Source organism: Streptomyces sp. NPDC021019 (genome assembly GCF_044333295.1).
Classification (GTDB): Bacteria; Actinomycetota; Actinomycetes; order Streptomycetales; family Streptomycetaceae; genus Streptomyces.
This window is the reverse complement of record NZ_JBIRQR010000002.1, coordinates 303,101-315,288: the sequence shown is the minus strand read 5'-3', so window position 1 is coordinate 315,288 and position 12,188 is coordinate 303,101. Positions and strand designations below refer to the sequence as shown.

Genomic DNA, 12,188 nt, shown 5'->3' with positions numbered 1-12,188 from the left:
GCAAGTCGGACCACAGCAGAAAATATGGTCATTACCGCTCACAGCGGGCAGACCACAGTGGATCGCGGGCACTTGGTGACGAATGCCGATCCACCACAGAGCGGAGGACTCGGAGCATGGCCGGCGCGATGCGCAAGATGGCGGTCTACCTCGGCCTCGTGGAGGACGATGGGTACGACGGTCCGGGGTTCGACCCCGATGACGAATTCGAACCTGAGCCGGAGCCTGAGCGTGACCGGCGGCGGCATCAGCCCCCACACCAGGTGGAACGCGAACGCGAGCGCGAAAGGGACGAACCGGTACGAGTAGTGCAACCGCCCGCCCCGCGCGAGCCGGTTCAGCTCCCCGCGGAAAGCGTGCGACCCGCCCGGATCGCCCCCGTGGCATCCATCACACCTGAACGCCCGAACATGGAGAAGAACGCACCGGTGATCATGCCCAAGGTCGTGTCCGAGCGGGAGCCGTACCGCATCACCACGCTGCACCCCAGGACCTACAACGAGGCCCGTACCATCGGGGAACACTTCCGTGAGGGCACTCCGGTGATCATGAATCTCACGGAGATGGACGACACGGACGCGAAGCGACTTGTCGACTTTGCCGCGGGACTCGTCTTCGGTCTCCATGGCAGCATTGAACGCGTGACGCAGAAGGTGTTCCTGTTGTCGCCTGCTAACGTCGATGTCACGGCGGAGGACAAGGCCCGCATCGCAGAGGGCGGATTCTTCAACCAGAGCTGAGAACACGACACCGGGAACAACCCGGCCGAGAGGCCGGTGCCGGCCACGAGGCCGGAGCTGACGAGAGACCAGGGGAGAGGGAACCGCGGGACATGGGCGTCGCACTGGATGTGGTCTATATCGCGCTGATGTGTTTCCTCATCGTGCTGATCTTCCGGCTGGTCATGGACTATGTCTTCCAGTTCGCACGTTCATGGCAACCCGGCAAGGCGATGGTGGTCGTACTTGAGGCCACCTACACTGTCACCGATCCACCGCTCAAGCTTCTGCGGCGGTTCATTCCGCCGCTGCGTCTCGGGGGCGTGGCACTCGACCTGTCCTTCTTCGTTCTGATGATCATCGTCTACATCCTGATCAGCGTTGTGGTCAGGTTGTGAGCGATACGGTCTTGCCGACTGCCGACGACTACGTAGAGGTGAAGAAGAGATGCCGTTGACCCCCGAGGACGTGCGGAACAAGCAGTTCACGACCGTCCGCCTCCGAGAAGGCTATGACGAGGACGAGGTCGATGCCTTTCTCGACGAGGTCGAATCGGAGCTGACCCGTCTGCTCCGTGAGAACGAGGACCTGCGCGCCAAGCTGGCCGCCGCGACGCGTGCCGCCGCGCAGAACCAGCAACAGCAACAGCAGCAACAGCAGCAGGGTATGCGCAAGCCTCCGGAGCAGCAGGATCGCCCGGGTGCGCCCGTTCCCGCCGCCATATCAGGACCGCCGCAGCAGCAGCAGCCCCCGCAGATGGGTCCGCCCCAGCTGCCCGGTGGCGCGCCGCAGCTGCCCGCAGGTCCCAGTGGCCACGGCCCCCAGGGTGGCCATGGTCCCGGTCCGCAGGGTCCGCACGGCCCCGGCCCGATGCAGGGCGGTCCCATGGGTGGCCCGATGCAGGGCGGCCCCATGGGGCAGCACCCCCAGCAGCAGCAGATGCAGCAGATGCAGCCGCCGCAGATGCAGCAGCAGGGGCAGGGCCCCGGTGGCGACAGCGCCGCGCGTGTCCTCTCGCTCGCACAGCAGACCGCCGACCAGGCGATCGCGGAGGCCCGTTCCGAGGCCAACAAGATCGTCGGCGAGGCGCGCAGCCGTGCCGAGGGCCTGGAGCGCGACGCGCGCGCCAAGGCCGACGCTCTGGAGCGGGACGCGCAGGAGAAGCACCGCGTGGCGATGGGCTCGCTGGAGTCGGCCCGCGCGACGCTGGAGCGCAAGGTCGAGGACCTGCGTGGCTTCGAGCGCGAGTACCGCACGCGGCTGAAGTCCTACCTGGAGAGCCAGCTGCGTCAGCTGGAGACCCAGGCGGACGACTCGCTCGCCCCGCCGCGGACTCCGGCAGCCGCTTCGCTGCCGCCGTCCCCCTCGCTGGCCCCGGCCGGTGCGGGTGCGATGGGTCACTCCATGGGCGGCTCCAACCACGGTGGCCACGGCGGCCAGCAGATGGGTGGCGGCCCGTCCACGATGGGCGGTGCGCCGTCCTACGGTGGCCAGCAGCAGATGTCGCCCGCGATGACGCAGCCGATGGCGCCGGTGCGGCCGCAGGCGCCGCAGCCGATGCAGCAGGCGCCCTCGCCGATGCGTGGGTTCCTGATCGACGAGGACGACAACTGAGCGGTTCGCGCTCGCTGAGCGCGTAGCCGTCGGCAGGCAGAGGGCCGGGCCCCGGGGTTTCCCCGGGGCCCGGCCCTCTGGCGTGAGCTCGGCCGCCCTTGCCGGGTGAGGGTGGGGCGCCTGCGGCAGGCCTGTTCCCCTACCCGCCCCTTCCCGAAACCGGGGCTCCGCCCCGGACCCTGCTCCTCAAACGCCGGAGGGGCTGGAGGGCAGGCCCTGCCCCGGCCCTTTGCCCTCAAGCGCCGGGCGGGCTGGGATTGGGGGGCGGAGCCCCTGAGGGGGACAGCGAAGGGCCCGGTCGACTTGTGTCGGCCGGGCCCTTCTGATCCTGCGGGCTACCGCTACCGCTTCCGCAGGCGGAACGTCAGTGCCAGGCCCTCGTCCTCGAACACCTCGCCGTAACTCTCGTCCGCCTCGCCCTCCGCGTAGTCCGGGGCGAGTACTTCCTCGGAGATCAGGGGGGTGTGCTCGGTGAGCGCCTCCACCGTTGCCGGGGACGTCGAGGTCCAGCGGACGGCGATGCGGTCCGCGACGTCCAGGCCGCTGTTCTTGCGGGCCTCCTGGATCAGGCGGATCGCGTCACGGGCCAGGCCCGCGCGGCGCAGTTCCGGGGTGATCTCCAGGTCCAGGGCGACCGTCGCCCCCGAGTCCGAGGCGACCGACCAGCCCTCGCGCGGGGTCTCCGTGATGATGACCTCGTCGGGGGAGAGGGTGATCTGCTCGCCGTCCACCTCCACCGATGCCGTGCCCTCGCGCAGGGCCAGGGACAGCGCGGCCGCGTCCGTGTTCGCCACCGCCTTGGCCACCGCCTGGACGCCCTTGCCGAACCGCTTGCCCAGAGCGCGGAAGTTGGCCTTCGCCGTCGTGTCGACCAGGGAGCCGCCCACCTCCGAGAGCGAGGCCAGCGACGTGACGTTCAGCTCCTCCGTGATCTGGGCGCGCAGTTCGGGGGAGAGGGCCGGGAAGCCCGTCGCCGCCACCAGCGCACGCGACAGCGGCTGACGGGTCTTCACGCCCGACTCGGCGCGCGTGGCCCGGCCCAGCTCCACCAGGCGGCGCACCAGCGCCATCTGCGTGGAGAGTGCCGGGTCGATCGCCGACAGGTCGGCCTTCGGCCAGGTCGACAGGTGGACCGATTCCGGGGCGTCCGGGGTCACCGGAGCGACCAGGTCCTGCCAGACCCGCTCGGTGATGAACGGGGTCAGCGGGGCCATCAGCCGGGTCACCGTCTCGACGACCTCGTGCAGGGTGCGCAGCGCCGCCTTGTCGCCCTGCCAGAAGCGGCGGCGCGAGCGGCGTACGTACCAGTTGGAGAGGTCGTCCACGAACGCCGAGAGCAGCTTGCCGGCGCGCTGGGTGTCGTAGCCGTCCATCGCGGCGGTCATCTGGTCGACCAGCGCGTTGAGTTCGCTCAGCAGCCAGCGGTCCAGGACCGTGCGGTCCGCCGGGGCCGGGTCGGCCTCGGAGGGCGCCCAGCCCGATGTGCGCGCGTACAGGGCCTGGAAGGCGACCGTGTTCCAGTAGGTGAGGAGCGTCTTGCGGACGACCTCCTGGATCGTGCCGTGGCCCACGCGCCGTGCCGCCCACGGGGAACCGCCCGCCGCCATGAACCACCGCACGGCGTCCGCCCCGTGCTGGTCCATCAGCGGGATCGGCTGGAGGATGTTGCCCAGGTGCTTGGACATCTTGCGGCCGTCCTCGGCGAGGATGTGGCCCAGGCAGACGACGTTCTCGTAGCTCGACTTGTCGAAGACCAGGGTGCCGACCGCCATCAGCGTGTAGAACCAGCCGCGGGTCTGGTCGATGGCCTCCGAGATGAACTGCGCCGGGTAGCGGCTCTCGAAGACTTCCTTGTTCTTGTACGGGTAGCCCCACTGCGCGAACGGCATGGAACCCGAGTCGTACCAGGCGTCGATGACCTCCGGGACGCGGTACGCCTCCAGCCGGCAGTTCTCCCGCGTGCAGGTGAAGGTGATCTCGTCGATGAACGGGCGGTGCGGGTCGAGGGCTGACTGGTCGGTGCCCGTCAGTTCCGTCAGTTCCGCGCGTGAGCCCACGCAGGTGAGGTGGTTGTCCTCGCAGCGCCAGATCGGCAGCGGCGTGCCCCAGTAGCGGTTACGGGAGAGCGCCCAGTCGACGTTGTTGTTCAGCCAGTCTCCGAAGCGGCCGTTCTTGACCGAGTCCGGGAACCAGTTGGTCTTCTCGTTCTCCTGGAGGAGCCGGTCCTTGATCGCCGTCGTCCTGATGTACCAGGAGGGCTGCGCGTAGTAGAGCAGCGCCGTGTGGCAGCGCCAGCAGTGCGGGTAGCTGTGCTCGTAGGGGACGTGGCGGAAGAGTTTGCTGCGGGTGTCCAGGTCCGCGGTGAGCGCCTCGTCGGCCTTCTTGAAGAAGACACCGCCGACCAGGGGGAGATCCTCCTCGAACGTGCCGTCGGGGCGGACCGGGTTGACCACCGGGAGGCCGTACGCACGGCAGACCACGAGGTCGTCGGCGCCGAACGCGGGGGACTGGTGGACCAGACCCGTACCGTCCTCGGTCGTCACGTACTCGGCGTTCACCACGTAGTGGGCTTCCGCGGGGAAGTCGACCAGGGTGAAGGGGCGCTCATAGCTCCAGCGCTCCATCTCCGCGCCGGTGAACGACTGGCCCGTCACCTCCCAGCCCTCGCCGAGGGCCTTCTCCAGGAGCGGTTCGGCGACGACGAGCTTCTCCTCGCCGTCGGTCGCCACGACGTAGCGGACCTCCGGGTGGGCGGCGACCGCCGTGTTGGAGACCAGGGTCCAGGGGGTGGTCGTCCAGACCAGGAGGGCCGCCTCGCCGGCCAGCGGGCCGGAGGTGAGAGGGAAGCGGACGAAGACCGAGGGGTCGACGACCGTCTCGTAACCCTGGGCCAGTTCGTGGTCGGACAGGCCGGTGCCGCAGCGAGGGCACCAGGGGGCGACGCGGTGGTCCTGGACCAGCAGGTCCTTGTTGAAGATCTCCTTGAGCGACCACCACACGGAGTCCACGTACTCCGGGTCCATCGTGCGGTACGCGTCGTCCAGGTCGACCCAGTAGCCCATGCGGGTCGTGAGCTCGGCGAACGCGTCGGTGTGCCGGGTCACCGACTCACGGCACTTGGCGTTGAACTCGGCGATGCCGAACGCCTCGATGTCCTTCTTGCCGTTGAAGCCCAGTTCCTTCTCCACCGCGAGCTCGACCGGCAGGCCGTGGCAGTCCCAGCCGGCCTTGCGGCCGACGTGGTAGCCCTGCATGGTGCGGAAGCGGGGGAAGACGTCCTTGAAGACGCGGGCCTCGATGTGGTGGGCGCCCGGCATGCCGTTGGCGGTGGGCGGGCCCTCGTAGAAGACCCACTCGGGGCGGCCCTCGGACTGGTCGAGGCTCTTGGCGAAGACCTTGCTCTCGCGCCAGAAGTCGAGCACGGCGTGTTCGAGCGCGGGCAGGTCGACCTGGGCGGGTACCTGGCGGTACTGCGGCGATGTCATGTGCGGCTTCCTCCGGCGGACGTCTTCCACTTCCGTCGGAGGGACGAGAGCGTCTCGGCTCCCGCGGTACCACCCTCCTTGGCCCCGGGCGCAAGGCCCTTGGCCCCCTCATTGGGGTCGCGATGCCGGGTCTAGTGACCTTGCGCCGGTGGGCGGGGCCCATCGGTCAAAGCGTTCTTCCGGCGGCTCCGGGGTGATCTTCACGGCGCGCTCGCCCCCGGGCTCCCACCGTCCCCGGGTCGCTTCTGGCTGCGTACGACGCTACTCGTCCCATCCAAGCCTCTCGCTGGGCCCAGTGTACGGGCCCGTACGGGCGACGGCCGACCGGTTATCCATGGCGCGAGGGCGTGACCCGAGTGGCGGGACGGGGTACAAGGACTTCCCGGCGGGGCCCGAGGGCCGGATTACCGGACGGGGAGCCGGGAACAACGGAGGCAGGCGCGCCGCGACCGGGCACGGGGAGGGGCGAGAAGGCGGCGTGCCCCGTTGCCGCGGGGCTGGAGTCGATTTATCGTCCCAGCACGATTCGCGAGCAAGATCACAATATGTGAAGGGGCCGCGGCCATGGTGGCGAAGAAGACGGCGGAAGAGACCGCGGCCGAGCACGACGGCAGCCACGAGTCGCCGGCCGAGCAGGCGCCCGCGCCCGCGGGGAGGACGGCGAAGAAGGCCGCCAAGAAGACGACGGCGAAGAAGGCCGTCGGAAAGAAGGCGTCCGCCGAGCAGGCGACGGCGAGGAAGACCGCCGCCAAGAAGAGCACTGCCAGGAAGAGCGCGGCCAAGAAGGCCTCGGAGAAGGCCTCGGAGAAGGCCTCGGAGAAGGTTACGGAGGCGGCCCGGGCCGCCGAGGAGACGGGAGCCCACACGGTGGTAGCCAAGAAGAGCGCGAGTCGTCACGCAGCAGGCGCACAGGCCACGGCCCCCGTGCCGCCGGCCCGCGCCGCAGCCCCCGACGAGCTGGCCGTCCGGCCCGGGGAGGACCCCTGGACGCCGGAGGAGGTCACCGAGGCGCGCACCCTGCTGACGAGTGAGACGCTGCGGCTCCGCAGCGAGCTGGAGGCCTCCGGCGCGGCGCTCGCCGGGCTGATGCGCGACTCCGGCGACGGCGCGGGCGACGACGAGGCCGACACCGGCACCAAGAACATCACCCGCGAGCACGAGCTGTCGCTGGCCGCCCACGCCCAGGAGACGCTGGAGCAGACCGAGCGGGCGCTCGCCCGGCTGGAGGCGGGGACGTACGGGCTCTGCGAGGTCTGCGGCAAACCGATCGGCAAGGCGCGGATGCAGGCCTTCCCCCGGGCCACCCTGTGCGTCGAGGACAAGCAGAAGCAGGAGCGGCGCGGCTGATCCGCACAGGTGTGTCGTACCCTCATCCTCAGGCAGGCACCTAGGTTGAGGGACTCACGTGGCAGAGGCGGAGCGCATCATCGGTACGCCGGACGATCCCGAGGCCGAGGGCACGGACGAAGGCGGCAGCACGGCCGCCGACGCGGCCGTGAACGCGGGCCGCGGCAAGCGGAAGGTCCTCGTTCTCCTGAGCGTGGCCGTCGTGGCCTATCTGCTGGATCTGGTTACCAAGATGATCGTGGTCGCGAAGCTGGAGCACCAGCCGCCGATCGACATCATCGGCGACTGGCTCCAGTTCCGGGCGATCCGGAACGCGGGCGCCGCGTTCGGGATCGGCGAGGCGTTCACGGTGATCTTCACCATCATCGCCTCCGGAGTGATCGTGGTGATCATCCGGCTGGCCCGCAAGCTCTACAGCCTGCCGTGGGCCATCGCCCTGGGCCTCCTCCTGGGCGGTGCGCTCGGCAACCTCACCGACCGGCTCTTCCGGGCGCCCGGCGCGTTCGAGGGCGCGGTGGTGGACTTCATCGCCCCCAAGAACTTCGCCGTCTTCAACCTCGCCGACTCCGCCATCGTCTGCGGCGGCATCCTCATCGTGATCCTCTCCTTCAAGGGCCTGGACCCCGACGGCACCGTGCACAAGGACTGACCGCCCGGCGCGGGGACCTGCGGGCGCAAGGCATACTCGACAGGTGAGTACGCACCCCGAGATCCGCACCCTGCCCGTACCGGACGGCCTGGAAGGCGAGCGCGTCGACGCCGCCATCTCCCGGATGTTCGGTTTCTCCCGCACCAAGGCCGCCGAGCTGGCCGCAGCCGGGAAGGTCCAGGTGGACGGTTCGGTGGCCGGGAAGTCCGAGCGGGTCCACGGGGGCGCCTGGCTGGAAGTGGAGATGCCACAGACGGCCCCTCCCGTCCAGGTCGTCGCCGAGCCCGTCGAAGGCATGGAGATCGTCCACGACGACGACGACATCGTCGTCATCATGAAGCCGGTCGGCGTCGCCGCCCACCCCAGCCCCGGCTGGACCGGCACCACCGTCATCGGCGGCCTCGCCGCCGCCGGCTACCGGATCTCGACGTCCGGAGCCGCCGAGCGCCAGGGCATCGTCCACCGCCTCGACGTCGGCACCTCCGGCCTGATGGTCGTCGCCAAGTCCGAGCGCGCCTACACCCTGCTCAAGGCCCAGTTCCGCGACCGGGTCGTCGACAAGAAGTACCACGCGCTCGTCCAGGGCCACCCGGACCCGATGAGCGGCACCATCGACGCCCCCATCGGGCGTCACCCCAACCACGACTACAAGTGGGCGGTCACCGCCGAGGGCAAGCCGTCGGTGACCCACTACGACCTGATCGAGGCCTACCGCGCCGCCAGCCTCCTCGACATCAAGCTGGAGACCGGCCGCACCCACCAGATCCGGGTCCACATGTCCGCCCACCGCCACCCCTGCGTCGGCGACCTGACCTACGGCGCGGACCCGACCCTGGCCAAGCGCCTCGGGCTGACCCGTCAGTGGCTGCACGCCGTGCGCCTGGGCTTCGAGCACCCGAGCGACGGCGGCTGGGTGGAGTTCTCCAGCACCTACCCGGCCGACCTCCAGCACGCCCTCGACACCATCTCCGCGGAGAGCCAGTGAGCTCCGCCCCCTCCTCGTACTACACCCGCAGGGCCGTCGAGGAGAGTGACCTCCACGCCTGCTTCCAGGTGCGCAAAGAGGTCTCCGTCGGCGAGCAGAACGTGCCCGAAGAGCTGGAGTACGACGCCCACGACGCGACCGCGGTACATGTCCTGGCGGTCGCGGCGGACGGCACCGCGCTCGGCACGGGCCGGCTGCTGCACGGCGCCGACGCGGCCGGGAAGACCGGCGGCGACCCCGCCGTCGGCTCGCTGGGCCGACTCGCCGTGAGCCGGGAGGCCCGTGGCCTCGGGGTCGGCGCCGCCCTCGTACGGGCCATCGAGGACGAGTCGCGGGCGCTGGGCCTGGCCGCCGTCGACCTGCACGCCCAGACGCACGCCCTCGGCTTCTACGAGCGGCTCGGATATGTGGCGTACGGCCCCGAGTTCCCCGACGCGGGCATGCCCCACCGGGCCATGCGGCGGGAGATCCGCCCGGCCTGAGTCCCGGTAGCGGGGAGTACCGCCCGAATCGCGTACGCCGCGTGGCAGTGTGGGAGCCCTGTTCGGCAGCTGGTGGTGTGCCGGACCCGCACGCTCCGGAAGGCACCTCGTGGAACAGATGTCCCTGCTGCTCCTGCTGCTGCTCGGAGCCGTGGTCACGGTGCCGCTCGGCGACCGGCTGGGGCTGCCCGCGCCGGTGCTGATGACCCTCATCGGCGTCGCGATGGCCTTCATGCCGTTCGTGCCGAACGTCGACATCCCACCGGAGATCATTCTCCCCGCGCTGCTTCCGCCGCTGCTCTACGCCTCCGTGCAGCGCACCTCCTGGCGGCAGTTCGCCGCCAACAGGCGCCCGATCTTCCTGCTGGCCGTCGCCCTCGTCTTCGTCACCACCGCCGCCGTCGCCGCGGTCGCCCACTCGATCGTGCCGGGGCTGCCCATCGCCGCCGCCGTCGTCCTCGGCGCGCTCGTCGCCCCGCCCGACCCGGTCGCGGCGACGGCCGTGGCGGGCTCCGTGGGACTGCCGCGCCGCCTGGTGTCGATCCTGGAGGGCGAGGGGCTCTTCAACGACGTGACCGCCATCGTGCTCTACCACGTGGCCATCGCCGCCGCCGTCAGCGGCACCTTCTCGCTCCCCGAGGCCTTCGGGCTGCTGGTCCTCTCCGCCGTCGTCGCGGTCGTCGTCGGCCTCGCGCTCGGCTGGCTCACCATCAAGCTGATGAACGTGCTGGGCGACGCCACCCTCCAGGTCGGGCTGACCCTGCTGGTGCCGTTCGTCGCCTACGTCCTCGCCGAGGAGCTCATGGGCTCCGGTGTCCTGGCCGTCCTGACCGTCGCGCTGTTCCTCGCCGAGCACACCGCCGACGCCGACGACGTGCTGGGCCGGCTCACCGGACGTACGTTCTGGGACATCGTCGACACCCTGGTGACCGGCGTGGCCTTCGGGCTGATCGGTCTGGAGCTGCACAGCGTGTTCGGCACCGCCGACGGGCACGCCCCGGAGATGGTCGGCCGGGGGCTCGCGATCGTCGCGGTCGTCGTCGGCGTACGGCTGCTGTACCTGCTCCCGGCGACCTGGCTGGCCAAGCGGCTCCACACCCGTCGTGACGTCAGCGAGGAGATCCCCACCAGTTGGCGGGAGACCGTCGTGATGTGGTGGGCCGGGATGCGCGGGGTGGCCTCGGTCGCCCTGGCGCTGGCGATCCCGCTGGAGACCGACGACGGACAGCCCTTCCCCGGCCGTGACGAGATCATCTTCATCGCGTTCGCCGTGATCATGGCCACCCTGGTCTTCCAGGGGCTCACCCTGCCCTGGCTGGTGCGGAGGCTGCGAGTCCGGGCCGACACCGACGCCGAGGAGGCACTGGAGCGGGACCTCGCCGTCCGGGCCGCCAAGGCCGCCAAGTACCGCCTCAAGGAGATCCAGGAGGTCGAGGATTTCCCCGAGGAGGTCATCGAGCGGCTCCAGCGCGCCGCGTACGACATCGGAGCCCGGATCAGCCCGGACATGGTCGACGAGGAACGGCGCGAGGCCTACGCCCAGCGCGCGGAACGCTTCAAGGCGATCAGCCGTGTCCAGCGCGAGATGATGTCGGCCGCCCGCCACGAGGTGCTCTCCGCGCGCAGCGAGCCCGGCTCCGACCCGGAGGTCGTGGACCGGGTGCTGCGGTATCTGGACTTCCGCTCGCTGCGCTGAGGAGCCGTCGCGGGGCAGCCTCAGCCGCGGCCCGTGCGCGGGGCCCTGGAGTCGTCCCCGTCGGTGGGCGCCGCCTTGTCGCGGCCCACCCGGCCCCCCGCACCCGTCAGCTCCGCCCACTGGTCGCCCGGCGGCACTACGGCGGGCGAGGTGGCGATCCGCGGCAGCGCGTACGGGTGGTGGTCGCGCAGCCAGCCGATCAGCTGCTCACGCACCGCGCAGCGCACCGTCCAGATGTCGTCCGCGTCCTTCGCCGTGACCACCGCCCGCACCTGGATCGTGGACGGCGTCGTGTCGGTGACGGCCAGCGACCAGTCCCGGCCGTCCCAGGCGGCGATGTCCCCCAGGAGGTCCCGCAGCTTCTCCCGCATCGCGGCGACCGGAGCGGAGTGGTCGAGGTGGAAGAAGACCGTGCCCGTCATCTGCACCCCGCCGCGCGACCAGTTCTCGAACGGCTGGCTCGTGAAGTACGAGACCGGCATCGTGATCCGCCGCTCGTCCCAGGTCCGTACCGCGAGGAACGTCAGGGTGATCTCGTCGATCGTGCCCCACTCGCCGTCCACCACCACGGTGTCGCCGAGCCGCACCATGTCACCGAACGCGATCTGGAATCCGGCGAAGAGATTGCCGAGCGTCGACTGGGCGGCGACACCCGCGACGATGCCGAGCAGACCGGCCGAGGCGAGCATCGACGTGCCGACCGCCCGCATCGGCGGGAACGTCAGCAGCATCGCCGCGATGGCGACCACCGTCACCACCGCGATGACCACCCGCTGGATCAGCGTGACCTGCGTACGGACCCGGCGGACCCGGGCCGGGTCGCGGCCGGCCGTCGCGTACCGGGCGTAGCTGGCCTCCACGACCGTCGCCGCGACCCGCACCACCAGCCAGGCGGACGCGCCGATCAGCACCAGGGTCAGCACCTGGCCGATCCCGGCCCGGTGCTCCCACACCCAGGAGATCCCCATCTGGCGGTAGCTGCCGCGCAGCAGCGCCGTGATGATCACCACCTGGAGCGGAGGCCGGCAGCGCCGCAGCAGCCCCCACAGCGGGGTCTCGTGGTGACGGCTGTCGGCCCGCCGCAGCAGCCGGTCGACCAGCCAGCCGACCAGCAGGGTGATCACCACGGAACCGCCGATGACGATCAGCGGGCGCAGCACGCTCTCCATTCCCTCGTCCTCCAAGCTGTAGGGCGGGCCCCAGGGCACAAA

At 70.5% G+C, this 12,188-nt stretch carries 10 protein-coding genes; 8 read left to right on the top strand and 2 right to left on the bottom strand.

What is annotated here, in order from left to right:
- Positions 1–116: 116 nt before the first annotated feature.
- The 3 genes from ACH4RG_RS12345 to ACH4RG_RS12335 all read left to right on the top strand — a co-directional run bounded on the left by ACH4RG_RS12345 (position 117) and on the right by ACH4RG_RS12335 (position 2,333).
- Entirely contained in the window at positions 117–740 is a 624-nt protein-coding gene (locus tag ACH4RG_RS12345) for a cell division protein SepF (protein ID WP_397930510.1), read from the top strand.
- 92 nt (positions 741–832) lie between these two features.
- Positions 833–1,117 (top strand): YggT family protein, encoded by a 285-nt coding sequence (locus ACH4RG_RS12340; protein WP_006123846.1) that lies wholly within the window; start codon positions 833–835, stop codon positions 1,115–1,117.
- A 49-nt stretch (positions 1,118–1,166) separates the two neighbouring features.
- Positions 1,167–2,333 carry a DivIVA domain-containing protein gene (locus ACH4RG_RS12335; RefSeq protein ID WP_397916382.1) on the top strand — a complete coding sequence of 389 codons (1,167 nt, stop codon included), beginning with the start codon at positions 1,167–1,169 and terminating at the stop codon, positions 2,331–2,333.
- A gap of 341 nt (positions 2,334–2,674) precedes the next feature.
- On the opposite strand, the gene ileS is transcribed toward ACH4RG_RS12335, so the two are convergent.
- The gene (gene ileS, locus ACH4RG_RS12330) at positions 2,675–5,818 is read right to left on the bottom strand and encodes an isoleucine--tRNA ligase (protein ID WP_398539472.1); all 3,144 of its coding nucleotides are present in this window, start codon (positions 5,816–5,818) and stop codon (positions 2,675–2,677) included.
- 564 nt (positions 5,819–6,382) lie between these two features.
- On the opposite strand from ileS, the gene ACH4RG_RS12325 reads away from it, so the two are divergent.
- The 5 genes from ACH4RG_RS12325 (at position 6,383) to ACH4RG_RS12305 (ending at position 10,977) form a co-directional block, all read left to right on the top strand.
- Positions 6,383–7,165 carry a TraR/DksA C4-type zinc finger protein gene (locus tag ACH4RG_RS12325; protein WP_397930513.1) on the top strand — a complete coding sequence of 261 codons (783 nt, stop codon included), beginning with the start codon at positions 6,383–6,385 and terminating at the stop codon, positions 7,163–7,165.
- 58 nt (positions 7,166–7,223) lie between these two features.
- Positions 7,224–7,814 carry a signal peptidase II gene (gene lspA / locus ACH4RG_RS12320; RefSeq protein WP_397916379.1) on the top strand — a complete coding sequence of 197 codons (591 nt, stop codon included), beginning with the start codon at positions 7,224–7,226 and terminating at the stop codon, positions 7,812–7,814.
- Positions 7,815–7,857: 43 nt separating this feature from the next.
- The gene (locus tag ACH4RG_RS12315; protein ID WP_397916378.1) at positions 7,858–8,799 is read left to right on the top strand and encodes an RluA family pseudouridine synthase; all 942 of its coding nucleotides are present in this window, start codon (positions 7,858–7,860) and stop codon (positions 8,797–8,799) included.
- Positions 8,796–9,281, top strand: coding sequence for a GNAT family N-acetyltransferase (locus ACH4RG_RS12310; RefSeq protein ID WP_398539471.1), 486 nt, complete (start codon positions 8,796–8,798; stop codon positions 9,279–9,281). Before ACH4RG_RS12315 ends, ACH4RG_RS12310 begins: the two co-directional genes overlap by 4 nt.
- Positions 9,282–9,390: 109 nt before the next feature.
- The gene (locus tag ACH4RG_RS12305; protein WP_397930522.1) at positions 9,391–10,977 is read left to right on the top strand and encodes a Na+/H+ antiporter; all 1,587 of its coding nucleotides are present in this window, start codon (positions 9,391–9,393) and stop codon (positions 10,975–10,977) included.
- Positions 10,978–10,997: 20 nt separating this feature from the next.
- On the opposite strand, the gene ACH4RG_RS12300 is transcribed toward ACH4RG_RS12305, so the two are convergent.
- Positions 10,998–12,146 carry a mechanosensitive ion channel family protein gene (locus ACH4RG_RS12300; protein ID WP_397917208.1) on the bottom strand — a complete coding sequence of 383 codons (1,149 nt, stop codon included), beginning with the start codon at positions 12,144–12,146 and terminating at the stop codon, positions 10,998–11,000.
- Between the last annotated feature and the right edge of the window lie 42 nt (positions 12,147–12,188).

Bases quoted from the DNA above. Each gene is read 5' to 3' on its own strand.
- ACH4RG_RS12345 (WP_397930510.1), top strand. From the start codon at position 117: ATGGCCGGCGCGATGCGCAAGATGGCGGTCTACCTCGGCCTCGTGGAG.
- ACH4RG_RS12340 (WP_006123846.1), top strand. From the start codon at position 833: ATGGGCGTCGCACTGGATGTGGTCTATATCGCGCTGATGTGTTTCCTC.
- ACH4RG_RS12335 (WP_397916382.1), top strand. From the start codon at position 1,167: ATGCCGTTGACCCCCGAGGACGTGCGGAACAAGCAGTTCACGACCGTC.
- ileS (WP_398539472.1), bottom strand. From the start codon at position 5,818: ATGACATCGCCGCAGTACCGCCAGGTACCCGCCCAGGTCGACCTGCCC.
- ACH4RG_RS12325 (WP_397930513.1), top strand. From the start codon at position 6,383: ATGGTGGCGAAGAAGACGGCGGAAGAGACCGCGGCCGAGCACGACGGC.
- ACH4RG_RS12300 (WP_397917208.1), bottom strand. From the start codon at position 12,146: ATGGAGAGCGTGCTGCGCCCGCTGATCGTCATCGGCGGTTCCGTGGTG.